We start from the raw sequence: 15,274 nt of genomic DNA, 5'->3' as shown, positions 1-15,274 counted from the left end.
AGGAGCGTCCCATGGATCTCGATCTCTCCGGCCGGAAGGCCCTGGTCACCGGCTCGACCGGCGGCATCGGCTACGCCATCGCCAAGGAACTCCTCGATCTCGGCGCCGAGGTCGGCATCAACGGCCGCACGCCCGAGCGCGTCGAGGCAGCGCTGGCGAGGCTGCGGGGCGAGGCGCGGGCCGGCCGCGCCTTCGCGGCACCGGGGGATGTCGCGACCGCGGACGGCGTGTCCGCGCTCGTCCAGGGGCTGCCGGTCGTGGATATCCTGGTCAACAACACCGGGATCTTCGAGCCGAAGCCGTTCTTCGAGATCCCGGATGCCGACTGGCAGCGCTTCTTCGACGTCAACGTGATGAGCGGCGTGCGCCTATCCCGGGCCTACACGCCCGGCATGGCGGAGCGCGGCTGGGGCCGGGTGATCTTCATCTCCAGCGAGTCCGGCATCAACACGCCGACCGAGATGGTCCATTACGGGATGACCAAGACCGCGCAGCTCGCGATTTCCCGCGGGCTCGCCCAGACGGTGGCCGGCAGCGGCGTGACGGTCAACAGCGTCCTGCCCGGCCCGACCCTGTCGGAGGGCGTCGCGGAGTTCATGACGCAGATGGCCGGCGGCGCGACCGACGCCGACCTCGAGGCCATGGGCCGCCAGTTCGTCGCGGAGCATCGGCCTTCCTCGCTGATCCGGCGCCTCGCGCGGGTGGAGGAGGTGGCGAGCCTCGTCGCCTATCTCTGCAGCCCGGCCGCGAGCGCCACCACCGGCGCAGCTCTGCGGGTCGACGGCGGTGTCCTGCAGGGTCTCGCCTAGGATCTGGCACGGCCCGGCCCCGCCCTCAGGCCGGTCCGGGCATCACCCGCCGGTCTCGGAAGCGGTGGCACGGTCGACCAACCCGCGGGCGCGACACCGCGATGGCCCGGCGAGAGCGCGCGAGGAAGCCCGGGTCCAGACCCGTGGGATCCAGACCTGTGGACGCGCCCCGCTCCGCGAATCGCCCGAGCCCGCCGGGTTGACCGGCGGCTCTGGATACCGAGCTTTCGCCCGCGGCGCGCCGCGTCATGTCGGCCGGTCGTCCGGCCCGACTGGAGCGTCGCGGAGGCACCTAGAGCCGTCGGCCCAGACGAGACGCCGGACTTGGCTCTAGGTCGTGATCAGGCCTTCAGGTGGGCGGCGAGATGCTTGTTCATCTCGAACATGGAGCACTTGTCCTTGCCGAAGACCTTCTTGAGCTTGTCGTCGGCAACGATCTCGCGCTTGTTCTGCGGGTTCTGAAGATTGTTCTTCTTGATGTAGTCCCAAACCTTGCTGACCACCTCGCCGCGGGGCAGCGGGCTGGTGCCGACGATGGCGCCGAGCTCGGCCGACGGCTTCAGCGGCTGCTGCAGAGCGTTGGGCTTGGTGCCGGCCGACTTGGCGGCAGCCGGCTTCGCAGCCTTCGCCGGGGCGGCCTTCTCCGCAGTCTTGGTGGTCTTGGCCGCCTTCGGCGCAGCCTTCTCGGTCTTTGTGGCCATAAACTTCCTCCGGTTCTCGGGCCGCAGGCCGGGGCATGATCGCCCCACGGCCGAGCCAGCATAGCAGCAACTAAGCGGTGCCGCCGCCGTTCCAAGGGGAAATTGCCTTTGCAGCCCCCTCATCCACAAGGCACGCACGAGAATCCCCTGTGGGATCGCCCGATCGACGCCGTGGTGAAGATTATTCGGCCCGATGCCGGGCGCGAAACCTGCTCTTAACAATCCTGCGCGCGAAGTACAGACATGTTCGCCCCGGCCCTCACGCTCGCGCTCCTGCTCGCCACCGGACTGGTCACCGGTCTCGGGCTGGTGATCCGCGCGGAGACGACGGCCTCCGGCACCGCGCCGGGGCGCGGACTGATCTGAGCGACCCGGGATTGCCGCGCCGGTCCGCCGGGTGCATCAGCCCGACCGCATGACCGACCCGATCACCCTCGCGAGCCTGGAAGGGACTGCCCACGTCGTCCAGGTGGCGCTCAGCCCCGTCTTCCTGCTGTCGGGCATCGCGACGCTCCTCAACGTCTTCGGGGCCCGCCTCGCGCGCGTGGCGGACCAGGCCGACCACGTCTCCGGATTGCTGGCGGGGGCCGGCGACGCCGAGCGCGTCCGCCTCGGGCAGCGCCTGGACCGCCTCCATCGGCGCTCCCTCGCGCTCGACGCCGCGGTGTTCCTGGCCGCGCTCGGCGGCGTGGCGACCTGCGGCTCGGTGCTGACGCTGTTCGTGGGCGCGCTGCGCGACAGCACGGTCGCGACCCTGCTGTTCGGCCTGTTCGGCGCGGCGATCCTGTGCACGCTGTGCGCCCTCGTGGCCTTCGGCTTCGAGATGCTGCTGGCGAACCGCTCGGTCCGCGACCGGATCAACCAGCGGCGGGCGAGCGCGGGCATGCCGCCCGACCGCTGAGCGCTCGGTGCGGGTCCGGACCCCGCGCCCCGCCGGCGGAACCGGTCCCGACCGGCGCGCTTAGTGAGCCGAGGGACCGCCGTGCGGGCACGAGCCCGCGCGCGAACCGGGAGAGATCATGCCGACGGACCTGCCCAACGAGCGCACCCTGAGAAAGCCCGGCACGCTGGAGCTCGACCCCGCCGCCGGCGAAGGCGTCGCCATCGACGAGACGCCGCGGCTGATCGCGTCCAACAGGGTCGAGGGCACCGCCGTCTACGACCGCAGCGGCCGCCACCTCGGCGCCATCCACAATTTCATGGTGGACAAGATCTCCGGACAGGTCGCCTACGCGGTTCTGGCCTTCGGGGGCTTCCTCGGGCTCGGCGAGACCCACCACCCGCTGCCCTGGAAGGCGCTGAGCTACAGCACCGAACTCGGCGGCTACGTGGTCGATCTCGAGCCCGGCGTGCTCGCGGAGGCGCCGAGCCAGGCGGCCGGTTAGGCCCGGCTCGTCGAAGCGGGCTGTCGGGCGCGGATCATCCCGCGTCGCGGCGCGCGGACGCCCCGCTGCGGAGCGGTGCGGGCCCCAGGACGTGCCGGCTCAGAACTTCCCGCCGAGGCCGACGCTGCCGCCCGGCGACAGCATCGGGCCCATCGAGCCGCTGCCGCCGCTGCCGCCGACGGCCGCGTTGCCGCCGTCGAGATCCTCGCGCCGGATGCGGCGCTCGCCGCTGTCGGCCGTCCGCGTGGCGCCGCCGGCGGTCTTGGGAATCGCGAGCTGCCTCGTCGGCGCCGTCTGGAGAGGCTGACCGTCGGCATCGACCGCGGCGTTGCGCGGCTCGCGGTTCGGCAGCGAACCGCGCAGCGACGGCGGCAGCCCGACCTCCGTCGCCGGCATCACGCCTCCGCCTCCGCCGAGCGCCTGACAGCCGGCCACGAGACCGGACAGGGCAGCACCGAGCGCGAGGCCGCGCGCTGCCGCGCATCGCGACGTGGTGAGGGTCGACATCGTGTAGTCCTCGACAGTGGCCACGGTGCCATCCGCGGCTCGCGTGGGTTTATGCGCGGTTGTCTACGCTGGGGATGCGGCGAAAACCAGACAGCGCCGCGGGACGCCGGGGGATGACGCCGCCCCCTCGGGCCGTGCGGGCGCCCCGCGCGGCCCGAGCCTTGCTGCGAGGCCGCCGCGGTCCATAACTTCGCCCAGGTCCTGCGGCACGACGCCATCCGCGGGCGGGATCCTGCCGGCGGCGGACCCGGAACCGGCCGAATGCGGTCGTGGACGCGCCGGCACGCCGGCGCGGCCCGGCCTTTCCTCAGAGGACGAAGCGTGTTCAGAACCAACCGGATGATCGCGGCCGTGACGCTCGCCCTCTGGGCGTCGGGGGCCGCGGCGCAGGCCCAGGTGAGCGGCAGCGAGGGTCCTGCCGGTCAGGCCGCGCCGCAGAGTCCGGCCGCGCCGCCATCCGCACCGCCGGCCCAGACGCCTGCCCAGACCCCGGGCCAGACGCCGGCCCCGGTACCGGCCCCGACGCCACCGCCCGCGGCGACCCCGGCCGCCCCGCCCGCCAGCCCGCCGGCTGCCGCGGGCGCGCCGCCCTCCGCGGCCCAGGCCCAGCAGCAGGGGACACCCGCCACCGTCCTCGACACGCAGGATTACGAGAGCCTGCTCGGCCGCAGCGTGCGCAGCGCCGGCGGCGACGAGCTCGGGCGCGTCATCGACATCATCATCGACAAGGAGGGCCATCCCCGCGCCGCCATCATCGATTTCGGCGGCTTCCTCGGTGTGGGAACCCGCAAGATCGCCGTGGACTGGCGCGCCCTGCGCTTCACGCCGGACGGCGGGAAGGAGCGCAAGCTGTCGGTCGCGCTGACCCGCAATCAGGTCCGCGTCTCCCCGGAATACAAGGCCGGCGAGCCGATCGTGGTCCTGGGCCCCGCCAGCCCGGCCGCGCCCGCGGCCGAGGGCGAGCAGGCGGCCGCGCCGACGGCGGGCTCCGCGACGCCGCCGCAGTCGGCCCCGGCCCCGGCCGCGCCGGCGCCCGGCAACGCGGCCTCGGGCGCCGCGGCGCCTGCCGCCGCGACCCCGCCGACCCCCGCCGCGCCTGTGCCCGCGCCCGCGCCCGCCCCGCCCCCGGAGAAGGCACCGGATAAGTGACGGTGGCCCGGTTGAAGGTCAGAACCGCCGCCGCCCCCCGCGAGCGCGACGTGCCCCGGCAGGACATCCGCTCCCGTCCGACCCGCCTGAAGGATCAGGCGGCCGAGGCCGCGCGCGCGCCGGCAGGCTCGGCGGTCCACGGCGAACGCGCGATCTCGTCGGCGAGCCGCTACGGCCTCGACGCCTTCGCGTTCTTCGTCGCGAACCTGCAGACCGGGTTCGGGCCGTTCCTGGCGGTCTACTTCTCCCAGGCCAAGTGGACCCAGTCCGACATCGGCTTCGCCCTGACGGTGGGCAGCCTCGTGGCGCTCCTCGGCCAGGTGCCGGGGGGCGCCTTCGTCGACGTCGTGCGCTCGAAGCGCTTCGCCGCCGCCGTGGCGGTCATCGGGATCGCCGGCAGCGCCTTCGCGCTGGCGGTCTGGCCGAGCTTCCTGATCGTGCTCCTGGCGATGGCGCTCCACTCGGCCGCGAGCTGCGTGCTGACGCCGGCCATCGCGGCGATCAGCATCGGCCTGGTCGGGCGCGCCCGGGCCGGCGAGCGCCTCGGCCGGAACGCGAGCTTCGCCGCCCTGGGCAACGCCCTCGGCGCGGCCGGCATGGGCGCCATCGGCTACTACCTGTCGAACGGCGCCGTCTTCTACCTCACCGCCGCCCTCGGGATCCCGACGGTGATCGCGCTGGCGCGCATCCGCGCCCAGGACATCGATCCGGGCGTGTTCAAGGAGCCGGCCCCGGCCCAGGCGGCGCCGGCCTCGACGGCGCCCGCGTCCGGCCAGGACGGCATCCGCGCGCTCCTGACCAACCGCGGCCTCCTGTGCTTCGCGGCCTGCATGGTGCTGTTCTTCCTCGCCAACGCCGCGATGCTGCCCCTCGTCGGCAGCGTCCTGACCCTGCGGGCGAGCGAGACCGCGACCGCGCTGGTGGCGGCCTGCATCATGGTCCCGCAAGCCGTCCTCGCGGTCAGCGCCCCGGCGGTCGGCCGGGCCGCCGAGCGTTTCGGCCGCTACCCGGTGCTGCTGTTCGGCTTCGGCGCCCTCCCGGTCCGCGGCCTGCTGCTCGCCTACACGACCAACCCCTACGGCCTCGTCGCCATCCAGGTGCTCGACGGGATCTCGGCCTCGGTGCTGGGCGTGATGGTGCCGCTGATCGTGTCGGACCTCACCCGCGGCACCGGCCGCTTCAACCTCGCCCTCGGTGCGGTCGGGACCGCCATGGGCATCGGTGCGGCCCTCTCGACCTCGCTCGCCGGCATCATGGCCGACCATCTCGGCAGCCACAGCGCCTTCCTGGGGCTCGCGGTCGTCGGCTTCGCGGCCTTCATGCTGGTGGCGCTGATCATGCCGGAGACGCGCCAGCCGGAGCGCGCGGCCTGACCCGGCGCGGCATCGGATTCGCTTGGGTGTTTCCAAGCCGCTCAAGCGGCGTTCAGGTTCTGCGGATAAAAGCGCGGCGAAGGTGCGAGCCGGTGAAACATATGGCAACGCTCTCGCGTTGGCGCTGCGGGTCAGACTGCGCCCGCGCTGCACTCCGCCTCAGCCCGTAAGCCAAAGCCGCGCGAATACGGAATGGTCACCGCGATGGAAGAGCTGCACCGATACGCCGACAGGCCCTTCGCCTTCGTCGGACGGTATCTCCGGCGCCGCTGGCTGCCGCACCTGGTCATCCTGATCTCGGTGCTCGGCGCCGTCGGCTTCTCGGTCTCCACCGACTACGCCCTGAAGGGCGTGGTCGACGCGCTGACGAAGGGTCCCGGCCCCGACAACACCGTGATCTGGGGCGCCCTGGCGGTCCTGATCGCCTTCATCGCCGCCGACAACATGCTCTGGCGCGTGGCCGCGCTGACCGGCGCCTTCACCTTCGTGGGCATCACGGGCGACATCCGGCGCGACCTGTTCCGGCACCTGACCGGCCACTCCCCGACCTTCTTCTCCGACCGCCAGCCGGGCACCCTGGCGTCGCGGATCACGGCGACCTCGAACGCGATCTTCACGGTCGAGAACATGTTCGTGTTCAACGTGATGCCGCCGACGGTCGCGGCCTTCGGGTCGATCGCCTACATCGCCACCGTCAACCTCACCATGGCGGGCATCCTGGCGGGTGTGTTCGCCGCCGTCGTCGTGCTGATGTTCAAGATGGCCGCGGCCGGCAAGCCGCTGCACCACGACTTCGCCGCCAAGGCCGCCTCCGTCGACGGCGAGATGGTCGACCTCGTCGGCAACATGTCGCTCGTGCGCGCCTTCTCGGCGTTCAAGCGCGAGGGCCAGCGCTTCGAGGGCACCGTCGCCACCGAGATGCGCGCCCGCCGCTCGTCCCTGCTCTACCTCGAGAAGCTGCGCATCGTGCACGCGGTGCTCACCGTGCTCGCCGTGTTCGGCCTGCTCTACTGGGCGATCCAGATGTGGGAGGCCGGCCAGGCGACGAACGGTCAGGTGGTCCTCGTCTGCACGCTCGGCATCCGCATCCTCGCCGCGACCCGCGACCTCGCGGTGGCGCTGGTCGACGCGACCCAGCACACCGCCCGCCTCTCCGAGGCGCTGCACACCCTGCTCCAGCCCCACGACCTCGTGGACCATCCGGAGGCGCAGCCGCTCAGCGGCCAGGGCGCCAAGATCGAGTTCGAGCACGTCGCGTTCAGCTATCCGGACGGGCGCCCCGTCTTCACCGACTTCGACCTCGTCATCGAGCCCGGCCAGCGCGTCGGCCTCGTGGGCAGGTCGGGCGGCGGCAAGTCGACCCTGTTCTCGCTGATCCAGCGCTTCTACGACGTGCAGAGCGGCGCGATCCGCATCAACGGCCAGAACATCGAGCGCGTCACGCAGGAATCCCTGCGCGAGGCCATCACGGTCGTGCCGCAGGACGTCTCGATGTTCCACCGCTCCCTGCGTGAGAACATCCGCTACGGCCGGCCCGAGGCGACCGACGAGGAGGTCTGGCAGGCGGCCGAGGCGGCGCACTGCACCGACTTCATCAAGGCCCTGCCGGAAGGCTTCGACACGATCGTGGGCGATCGCGGCGTGAAGCTCTCGGGCGGCCAGCGCCAGCGCATCGCCATCGCCCGGGCGATCCTGAAGAACTCGCCGATCCTGCTGCTCGACGAGGCGACCTCGGCGCTCGACGCCGAATCGGAGCAGGCGATCCGTCACGCCCTCGCCAACCTGATGAAGGGCCGGACCGTCATCGCGATCGCGCACCGTCTCTCGACGCTGCAGGATTTCGACCGGATCGTCGTGCTCGACGGCGGCCGCATCGCGCAGGACGGCTCGCCCGACAAGCTGACCCATCTCGACGGCTTCTTCCGGGAGCTGATGAAGAAGGAATCCATGGCGATGGCGCTCGCCGCCGCGTGATGATCCTTCTCGCCGAGCGGACGCACCGCAGCCGTCTTTGCGAGCGCAGCGAAGCAATCCAGTGAGGCACGCGATGCCCGAGCGTGGCGCATCCCTGGGTCGCTTCGCTGCGCTCGCGATGACGGTGCGGATCGAGTGACGGCCCGGCGGCCGGCGCTCGTCGGCTGATCGTCGCACGGGCACGGCCGCTCCGGTTCCCACGCCCGCCCGGCACTGCTAGATCACCCCGCGGCCGGACTGGACCTTGCATCGCCTGAGACGTCGCGAACCGGCCCGGTTCCGACGCAACGCGACGCCCGAGCCCGACCGTGCCCGACCTTGCCCACGTCATCCGGGAGATCTCCGAGGAGATGGCCCAGCGCCCCGACCGGGGCGCGGTCGCGGACTACATCCCGGAGCTCGCCCGGGTCGATCCCGGCCATTTCGGCCTGGCGGTGATCGACGCCGAGGGGCAGGTCTTCACCGGCGGCGACAGCGAGACGCCGTTCTCGATCCAGAGCGTGTCGAAGGTGTTCACGCTCACCCTCGCCCTCGGCATGGTCGGCGACCGCCTCTGGAAACGGGTCGGCCGCGAGCCCTCGGGCAACCCGTTCAATTCCATCGTGCAGCTGGAGCGGGAGCGCGGCGTGCCGCGCAATCCCTTCATCAACGCGGGCGCGATCGCGGTCACCGACGTGATCCTCTCGGGCCACGAGCCCCGCGAGGCGCTGGGCGAGATCCTGCGCTTCATGCAGTTCCTGGCCCAGGATTCCAGCATCACCATCGACGAGACGGTGGCGGCTTCGGAGAAGCGCACGGGCTTCCGCAACACCGCGCTGGCCAACTACATGAAGTCGTTCGGCGTCCTCGACAATCCGGTCGACTACACGCTCGGCGTCTACTTCCACCACTGCGCCATCGCGATGAACTGCCGCCAGCTCGCGCGGGCCGGACGGTTCCTGGCGCATAACGGCGTCAACCCGTCGACCGGGCACTCGGTGGTCTCGGCCGAGCGCGCGCGCCGCATCAACGCGATCATGCTGACCTGCGGCCACTACGACGGGTCGGGCGAGTTCGCCTACCGCGTCGGCCTGCCGGGCAAGAGCGGGGTCGGCGGCAGCATCCTGGCGATCGCGCCCGGCAAGGCGTCCATCGCCGTCTGGTCGCCCGGCCTCGACGCGGCGGGCAATTCCCATCTCGGCCGCATCGCCCTGGAGCGGCTGACGCAGCGCATGGGCTGGTCCGTCTTCGGCGCCTGAGGGGAGCGCCGCGCCCCGCGTCGCACCCTCTTGCGCGGCGCCCGCTTCCGCGGCACTGCGCCGGCAGGGCGCCGCGGCGCCGAAACGGGGCGCACCGGCATGGCGACGCGTACGGCAGTCCGGGCTGCCGAGGAAGGTCTCGATCCCGGCGCCATCCTGGCCCGCCTCGACCGGCTTCCGGCGACGCCGACGGTCTGGCGCCTCGTGGTGCTGCTCGGCCTCGGCTTCTTCTTCGAGCTCTACGACCTGCTGTTCACCGGCTACGTCGCGCCGGGGCTCGTCAAGGCCGGGATCCTCACGCCGACGACCCCGGGCCTGTTCGGCGCCAGCGGCGTCGCGAGCTTCGTGGCGGCCCTCTTCACCGGCCTGTTCATCGGCACCATCGCCTGCGGCTGGCTCGCCGACCGGTTCGGCCGGCGGGCGATCTTCACGTGGTCGCTGCTGTCCTACACCGCCGCCAACGTGGTGATGGCCTGCCAGAGCGACGCCTTCGGCCTCAATCTCTGGCGCCTGATCGCGGGGATCGGCCTCGGCCTGGAGATGGTGACGATCGGCAGCTACCTGTCCGAGTTGGTGCCGAAGGCGATCCGGGGCCGGGCCTTCGCCCTGTGCCAGGGCATCGGCTTCACCGCCGTGCCGGTCGTGGCGTTCCTGTCCTACCTGCTGATCCCGGCGGCGCCCCTCGGCATCGACGGGTGGCGCTGGGTGGTGCTGATCGGCGCCTCGGCGGCGATCGTGGTCTGGTGGATGCGGGCGGGCCTGCCGGAGAGCCCGCGCTGGCTCGTCGAGCACGGCCGTCTGGCGGAGGCCGAGGCGGTCCTGCGGCGGCTGGAGGCGCGGATCGCGGCCGAGCATGGGCGCCCGCTTCCCGCACCGGCCGCGCCGGAGCCGGTGCAGCCGCGCGGCGCGTTCCGCGACATGTGGGTCCAGCCCTACCGGCGCCGCGCCCTGATGATGGCGGGGTTCAACGTCTTCCAGACGGTCGGCTTCTACGGCTTCGCCAACTGGGTGCCGACCCTCCTGGTGGCCCAGGGCATCACGGTGACGTCGAGCCTCGCCTACACGGCGCTGATCGCGCTGGCCGCCCCGGTCGGGCCCCTGATCGGCCTCGCCATCGCCGACCGGTTCGAGCGCAAGCACGTCATCGTGGCCGCCGCCCTCCTCTACATCGCCTGCGGCCTGGCCTTCGCGCAGACGCGGGACGTCACCGTCATCGTGGCGCTCGGCATCGGCCTGACGCTGGCCTCGAACGTGATGTCGTACAGCTTCCACGCCTATCAGGCCGAGCTGTTCCCCACGGGCATCCGGGCCCGGGCGGTCGGCTTCGTCTATTCCTGGAGCCGCTTCTCGGCGATCTTCACCGGCTTCGTCATCGCGTTCGTGCTGCGGGAGGCCGGGACGCCGGGCGTGTTCCTGTTCATCTCGGCGGCGATGCTGGCCGCGGGCCTGCTCGTCGGGCTGCTGGGTCCCCGGACGCGGGACGTCGCGCTGGAGAAGATCGCGGGGTGAGGCCCGTGAGGAGCACCGCTCCCGGCAAGCCGAATCCGTGCTAACCTCGGGCATGGTCGCTCAGCCGAGATCCCGGATGACGGTCGACGAGTTTCTCGCCTGGGCCGAGGGGCAGCCGGGGCGCTTCGAGCTGGTCGACGGCGAGGTGTTCGCGATGTCACCGGAGCGCGTTCGGCATGCCGAGGTCAAGGCGGCCACCTATCTGGCGCTCCGGTCCGCACTGAAGCAAGCGGGGAGCGCCTGCTACGCGCTGCCGGATGGCATCAGCGTTCGCGTCGATCGGGATACGGTCTTCGAGCCCGACGCCCTCGTTTACTGCGGGATGCGCGCTGACCCCGATGCGACCGAGATCACCGATCCCGTCATCGTCGTCGAGGTTCAGTCGCCGGGCACACGCGCGGTCGACTCGGGCCTGAAGCTGACCCGCTACTTCGGTCTGGAGAGCGTCATCCACTATCTGATCGTGGATCCGGTGAAGCGTCTCGTCATCCATCACCGCCGCGCGCAGGGCGGCCTGATCGAGACCCGCATCGCGACCCGGGAGACGCTGGACCTGACGCCCCCCGGCCTGCGCCTGCCCGTGCCCGAGCTGTTCGCCGACCTCGCGCCCGCCGACGACGGCGCTTGATCCGATCCGAGGCGGATGCCACAGCGGCGCGAACGCGAATCAGGACGCCCGGATGACTGCACCCCTCGATCTCCTCGTGCTCGGCAACGCGATCGTCGACGTGATCGCCCGCACGGACGACGCCTTCCTGTCGGCGCAGGGCGTCACCAAGGGCGCGATGCAGCTCATCGACGAGCCGCGGGCCGAGGCGCTGTTCCAGGCGATGGGACCGGCGACGATCGTGTCGGGCGGCTCGGGCGCCAACACCGCGGTCGGCGCGGCGCTCCTCGGGGCCAAGACCGGCTTCGTGGGCAAGGTCCGGAACGACGAGCTCGGCGGCCTGTTCAGCCACGACCTCAAGGCGACCGGCGTCGACTTCGCCGTCCCGGCCGCCGCCGAGGGGCCGGCCACCGCCCGGTGCTTCGTGCTCGTGACGCCGGACGGCGAGCGCACGATGAACACCTATCTCGGCGCCTGCCAGGGCCTGTCGCCCGACGACGTCGACAAGGCGCTCGTGAGCTCGGCCCGCGTCGTCTATCTCGAGGGCTACCTGTGGGATCCGCCGGCCGCCAAGGACGCGTTCCGCAAGGCCGCGCAGCTCGCCCATCAGGCGGGCAACGCCGTCGCGCTGACCCTCTCGGACGCGTTCTGCGTGGGCCGCTACCGCGACGAGTTCCTCGGCCTCGTGCGGGACGGCAGCATCGACATCCTGTTCGCCAACATGGCCGAGCTGCAGAGCCTCTACGAGACCGAGGATCCAGATGCCGCCGTGGCGGCCCTGCGCGACGAGCGCAACGCCCGCGGCCGGCACCTGCTCGGCCTCGTCACGCGCTCGGCCGACGGCGCCCTGGTGGTCCAGGGCGGCGAGGTCCGGGCCGTCGAGGCGAGCCCGGTCCAGACGGTGGTCGACACGACCGGCGCGGGCGACCTGTTCGCCGCCGGCTTCCTGGCCGGGCACGCCCGCGGGCTCGACAACGTCGCCAGCGCCCGCCTGGGCACGCTCGCGGCCGCCGAGGTCATCCAGCATATCGGCGCCCGCCCGCAGGCGGACCTGGTCGGCCTGGCCAAGGCGCGCGGGCTCCTCTGAGCCGGCGCGCCGGGCGCGCGGCCGGAGGTCCGCGTTTGCGCCGATCCCGTGCGCTCAGGCCGCGCGGACGGTCGCGAGGAAGCGCGTCACCTCGTCCCTGAGGTGGCCGGACCGGTTCGACAGCTCCGAGGCTGCCGTGAGAACCCGATCGGCCGCCGCTCCGGTCCCCTTCGCCGCGTCGGCGACGCCCGTGATGGTGCTGGTGACGTCCGCTGCCCCCTGGGCGGCCTGGGAGACGTTGCGGACGATCTCCTGCGTCGCGGCGCCCTGCTGCTCCACGGCGCTGGCGATCCGCGTCGCCACCGCGCTGAGTTCCTGAACCCGACCGCCGATGCGTCCGATCGCCGTGACGGCGTCGCCGGTAGAAGACTGGATCCGGGCGACGTGGCCGCCGATCTCGTCGGTTGCCCGCGCGGTCTGAGCGGCCAGTTCCTTGACCTCCGCGGCCACGACGGCGAAGCCGCGGCCCGCCGCGCCGGCCCGCGCCGCCTCGATCGTGGCGTTCAGCGCGAGGAGATTCGTCTGCTCGGCGATGGTCGAGATCAGGGTCACGACATGACCGATCTGGATCGCCGCCCCGTTCAGATCCTGAACCAAGTGAGCGGTCGCCTCCGCGTCCGCGACCGCCGACTGTGTCAGTTCCGTCGAACCCGCGACCTGGCGGCCGATCTCCTGGACAGAGGCGCCGAGTTCCTCGGCCGCCGCCGCCGCGACGCTGACGGTGCTGGCGGCGCGTTCGGCCGCGCTCGCCACCCGGATGGAGCGATCGGCTGTGTCGGCGGCCGCCTCGTTCATGGCCGAGGCCGTGTCCTGCAGCGCGGCGACGGCGGCCGAGACCGTGCCGATGATGCCGCCGACCGTGCCCTCGAAGGCGTCGGCGATCCGGTGCATGCCGCTCCGCCGCTCCGCCTCGGCCGTGGCGCGGGCCTGTGCGGCGTCGTGCTCGAGTGTGCGCGCCCGGATCAGGCCGTCCTTGAAGACCTGGACGGACGCCGCCATGACGCCGATCTCGTCCCCGCGCTCGGAACCGCCGACGGCCGCGTCGAGGTCGTCGGCCGCGAGCCGGCCCATGGTTCCGGCCAGGGACCGGATCGGGCGGGCGACCCGGTGCCAGACCCACCAGACCGCCGCGCCGGTCATGAGCAACCCGATGACCGCGAGCGCGACGGTGACGGACCACGCCGTCCGGAACGCGTCCTCGGAGCGCTGGACCGAGACGTTCGTGCCCTCGGCGGTGACCTGGGCGAGATCCGCCAGGGCATCGAAGGCGGCCACGAGCGGCGGGCGGGCGGGCGCGATGGCGTCGCGGGCCGCGTTCCGGTCGCCGCGCCTGAGCGGAGCGAGGATCGCCTCCTGGGCGACGCGATAGACCTTCCACCGCCCCTCGAACGCGTCTCAGAGCGCGCGTTCCCGGGGCGTCGTCGCGCGCGCGCGGTAGCTCCGGAAGGCCTCGGGGATGGACCGATCCATCTCGACGAACTCGGCATCGAGGTCCCGGTTCTCACCGTCGTCGACGGCGACCACCTTGCGGATCGTCGTCGTGTGGTACCGCAGCATCAAGAATCGAATCGTATGGAGATCGTTGTCCTTGCGCACCCAGACGTCGCGGGTCTCCACAGCGGCGGCGTTGATGGCCTGTATCTGCATCAAGCCGACGGCCGAGCTTGCCAGGAAAAGCAGAAAGCCGACGATCGAGGGCAGTATCAGCTTTGATACGATACTTCTTCGCAGTCTCATCTCGGGCACCACAGAGGACGACACCGTCGCGTCGGGATGCATGAAGATGAAAGACAGATTTTTCCGCAACCTATACTGCGGCAGCGATCTGCGCCGCAGATCGGCGCGGAACGCATAGCGCGTCGCCCGCCGACGCCGCGCCGCGGGTCGCGCGCCGATCCGGGCTGAGGCGGGCGGCCGCGCCCCGGGTCAGGGCCGCAGGAGAACCTTGCCCACCGCCGCGCGGCGGGTCAGGAGGCCGAAGGCCTCCGGGTACTCCGCCAGCGGGTAGACGCCGTGGACCTGCGCGGTGAGCCTGCCCGCGGCGACCCAGTCGAGGAGCCGGCGCTGATCGGCCCGGTGCGCCTCCGGCTCCCGGTCCAGGAAGGCGCCCCAGTGGACGCCCTGCACGTCGAGTTCCTTGAGGAGCATCAGGTTCAGCGGCAGCCGCGGGATGGCGCCGGCGGCGAAGCCGATCACGAGGAAGCGCCCGCGCCAGCCGAGCGCCCGCAGGGCCGGCTCCGCGTAGGCGTCGCCGACCGCGTCGTAGACCACGTCGATCCCGCCGCCCGAGATCCGGCGCAGCTCGTCCTTGAGCGTCGCCGGGTCGTAGACGACGCCCGCCTCGGCGCCGTGGGCGCGGGCGACCGATAGCTTCTCCTCCGAGGAGGCGCAGGCGATCACCCGGGCGCCCATCAGCCGGCCGAGCTCGACGGCGGCGAGGCCGACGCCCCCGGAGGCGCCGAGGACCGCCAGCCACTCGCCGGGCCGCAGGCGCGCGCGGTTCGCCAGGGCGTGCAGCGAGGTGCCGTAGGTGATGGTCAGCCCGGCCGCCTGCTCGTCCGGCACGCCGTCCGGCACCGGTGTGAGCCGGGCGGCGTCGAGGGCGATCAGCTCCGCGCAGCAGCCGTGCCCGGCATGGACGATCACCCGCTCGCCCACGGACACGCCCGCGGCGCCCTCGCCCAGCGCCTCGACCACGCCGACCCCCTCGCCGCCCGGCGAGAACGGCAGGGTCGGCTTCACCTGGTAGCGCCCGGCGGTGATCAGCGTGTCGAAGAAGTTCAGGGCCGCCAGCCGCATCCGCACCAGCGCCTGCCCGGGGCCCGGCACCGGGTCGGGGCGCTCGACGATCTCCAGATGGTCCGGCCCGTCGAGCCTCGTGCACAGCAGCGCCCGCATGGCGTCCCTCCTCCCCGGCGTGTCCCGGCCGATCAGG

At 72.3% G+C, this 15,274-nt stretch carries 15 protein-coding genes and 1 pseudogene; 11 read left to right on the top strand and 5 right to left on the bottom strand.

The features are described 5' to 3' along the window. Positions 1 to 11: 11 nt before the first annotated feature. Entirely contained in the window at positions 12 to 809 is a 798-nt protein-coding gene (locus tag ASG32_RS13720; protein WP_056526909.1) for an SDR family NAD(P)-dependent oxidoreductase, read from the top strand. Positions 810 to 1,150: 341 nt separating this feature from the next. Here ASG32_RS13720 and ASG32_RS13715 read toward each other — a convergent pair whose 3' ends face one another. Beyond that, the gene (locus ASG32_RS13715; protein WP_012320460.1) at positions 1,151 to 1,510 is read right to left on the bottom strand and encodes an SWIB/MDM2 domain-containing protein; all 360 of its coding nucleotides are present in this window, start codon (positions 1,508 to 1,510) and stop codon (positions 1,151 to 1,153) included. 243 nt (positions 1,511 to 1,753) lie between these two features. Here ASG32_RS13715 and ASG32_RS35605 point away from each other — a divergent pair, with 243 nt between their 5' ends. The 3 genes and pseudogenes from ASG32_RS35605 to ASG32_RS13705 all read left to right on the top strand — a co-directional run. Continuing rightward, positions 1,754 to 1,876, top strand: a complete 123-nt coding sequence (locus tag ASG32_RS35605; RefSeq protein ID WP_020092516.1) for a hypothetical protein — start codon at positions 1,754 to 1,756, stop codon at positions 1,874 to 1,876. Positions 1,877 to 1,925: 49 nt separating this feature from the next. Further along, a complete protein-coding gene (locus tag ASG32_RS13710; protein ID WP_042669689.1) occupies positions 1,926 to 2,411 on the top strand; it encodes a DUF2721 domain-containing protein in 486 nt (161 codons plus the stop codon). Between the two features lie 118 nt (positions 2,412 to 2,529). After that, positions 2,530 to 2,883, top strand: a pseudogene (locus tag ASG32_RS13705) (PRC-barrel domain-containing protein); the annotation flags it as partial. A gap of 111 nt (positions 2,884 to 2,994) precedes the next feature. Here ASG32_RS13705 and ASG32_RS13700 read toward each other — a convergent pair. Then, complete coding sequence (locus ASG32_RS13700) at positions 2,995 to 3,402, bottom strand: hypothetical protein (protein ID WP_026604823.1); 408 nt, start codon at positions 3,400 to 3,402, stop codon at positions 2,995 to 2,997. 339 nt (positions 3,403 to 3,741) lie between these two features. Here ASG32_RS13700 and ASG32_RS13695 point away from each other — a divergent pair, with 339 nt between their 5' ends. From ASG32_RS13695 to ASG32_RS13665, 7 genes are all read left to right on the top strand, one after another. Further along, positions 3,742 to 4,551 carry a PRC-barrel domain-containing protein gene (locus tag ASG32_RS13695; RefSeq protein ID WP_056526906.1) on the top strand — a complete coding sequence of 270 codons (810 nt, stop codon included), beginning with the start codon at positions 3,742 to 3,744 and terminating at the stop codon, positions 4,549 to 4,551. Next, the gene (locus ASG32_RS13690) at positions 4,548 to 5,924 is read left to right on the top strand and encodes an MFS transporter (RefSeq protein WP_042669687.1); all 1,377 of its coding nucleotides are present in this window, start codon (positions 4,548 to 4,550) and stop codon (positions 5,922 to 5,924) included. Before ASG32_RS13695 ends, ASG32_RS13690 begins: the two co-directional genes overlap by 4 nt. Positions 5,925 to 6,128: 204 nt before the next feature. Next, on the top strand, positions 6,129 to 7,898 hold the full coding sequence (locus tag ASG32_RS13685) for an ABC transporter ATP-binding protein (protein ID WP_026604824.1): 1,770 nt from the start codon (positions 6,129 to 6,131) through the stop codon (positions 7,896 to 7,898). Positions 7,899 to 8,206: 308 nt separating this feature from the next. Then, positions 8,207 to 9,136, top strand: a complete 930-nt coding sequence (locus tag ASG32_RS13680; protein WP_056526903.1) for a glutaminase — start codon at positions 8,207 to 8,209, stop codon at positions 9,134 to 9,136. 99 nt (positions 9,137 to 9,235) lie between these two features. Then, positions 9,236 to 10,645, top strand: a complete 1,410-nt coding sequence (locus ASG32_RS13675) for an MFS transporter (RefSeq protein ID WP_056526900.1) — start codon at positions 9,236 to 9,238, stop codon at positions 10,643 to 10,645. Between the two features lie 76 nt (positions 10,646 to 10,721). Beyond that, on the top strand, positions 10,722 to 11,273 hold the full coding sequence (locus tag ASG32_RS13670; protein ID WP_244491937.1) for a Uma2 family endonuclease: 552 nt from the start codon (positions 10,722 to 10,724) through the stop codon (positions 11,271 to 11,273). A gap of 52 nt (positions 11,274 to 11,325) precedes the next feature. Further along, a complete protein-coding gene (locus ASG32_RS13665; RefSeq protein WP_056526894.1) occupies positions 11,326 to 12,339 on the top strand; it encodes an adenosine kinase in 1,014 nt (337 codons plus the stop codon). Between the two features lie 54 nt (positions 12,340 to 12,393). Here ASG32_RS13665 and ASG32_RS13660 read toward each other — a convergent pair whose 3' ends face one another. The 3 genes from ASG32_RS13660 to ASG32_RS13655 all read right to left on the bottom strand — a co-directional run bounded on the left by ASG32_RS13660 (position 12,394) and on the right by ASG32_RS13655 (position 15,237). After that, positions 12,394 to 13,614, bottom strand: a complete 1,221-nt coding sequence (locus ASG32_RS13660) for a HAMP domain-containing methyl-accepting chemotaxis protein (RefSeq protein WP_348271891.1) — start codon at positions 13,612 to 13,614, stop codon at positions 12,394 to 12,396. 120 nt (positions 13,615 to 13,734) lie between these two features. Continuing rightward, entirely contained in the window at positions 13,735 to 14,145 is a 411-nt protein-coding gene (locus ASG32_RS35805) for an MCP four helix bundle domain-containing protein (protein WP_348271890.1), read from the bottom strand. A 120-nt stretch (positions 14,146 to 14,265) separates the two neighbouring features. After that, a complete protein-coding gene (locus tag ASG32_RS13655) occupies positions 14,266 to 15,237 on the bottom strand; it encodes an NADPH:quinone oxidoreductase family protein (RefSeq protein ID WP_056526891.1) in 972 nt (323 codons plus the stop codon). Positions 15,238 to 15,274 lie beyond the last annotated feature (37 nt).

The sequence above is a fragment of the Methylobacterium sp. Leaf361 genome (genome assembly GCF_001424445.1).
Taxonomy (GTDB): Bacteria; Pseudomonadota; Alphaproteobacteria; order Rhizobiales; family Beijerinckiaceae; genus Methylobacterium.
This window is presented reverse-complemented; position numbering and strand designations above follow the sequence as displayed.

Coding starts and splice junctions, on each gene's coding strand:
- ASG32_RS13720 (WP_056526909.1), top strand. CDS start 12: ATGGATCTCGATCTCTCCGGCCGGAAGGCCCTGGTCACCGGCTCGACC.
- ASG32_RS13715 (WP_012320460.1), bottom strand. CDS start 1,510: ATGGCCACAAAGACCGAGAAGGCTGCGCCGAAGGCGGCCAAGACCACC.
- ASG32_RS35605 (WP_020092516.1), top strand. CDS start 1,754: ATGTTCGCCCCGGCCCTCACGCTCGCGCTCCTGCTCGCCACCGGACTG.
- ASG32_RS13710 (WP_042669689.1), top strand. CDS start 1,926: ATGACCGACCCGATCACCCTCGCGAGCCTGGAAGGGACTGCCCACGTC.
- ASG32_RS13700 (WP_026604823.1), bottom strand. CDS start 3,402: ATGTCGACCCTCACCACGTCGCGATGCGCGGCAGCGCGCGGCCTCGCG.
- ASG32_RS13695 (WP_056526906.1), top strand. CDS start 3,742: ATGATCGCGGCCGTGACGCTCGCCCTCTGGGCGTCGGGGGCCGCGGCG.
- ASG32_RS13685 (WP_026604824.1), top strand. CDS start 6,129: ATGGAAGAGCTGCACCGATACGCCGACAGGCCCTTCGCCTTCGTCGGA.
- ASG32_RS13675 (WP_056526900.1), top strand. CDS start 9,236: ATGGCGACGCGTACGGCAGTCCGGGCTGCCGAGGAAGGTCTCGATCCC.
- ASG32_RS13670 (WP_244491937.1), top strand. CDS start 10,722: ATGACGGTCGACGAGTTTCTCGCCTGGGCCGAGGGGCAGCCGGGGCGC.
- ASG32_RS13665 (WP_056526894.1), top strand. CDS start 11,326: ATGACTGCACCCCTCGATCTCCTCGTGCTCGGCAACGCGATCGTCGAC.
- ASG32_RS13655 (WP_056526891.1), bottom strand. CDS start 15,237: ATGCGGGCGCTGCTGTGCACGAGGCTCGACGGGCCGGACCATCTGGAG.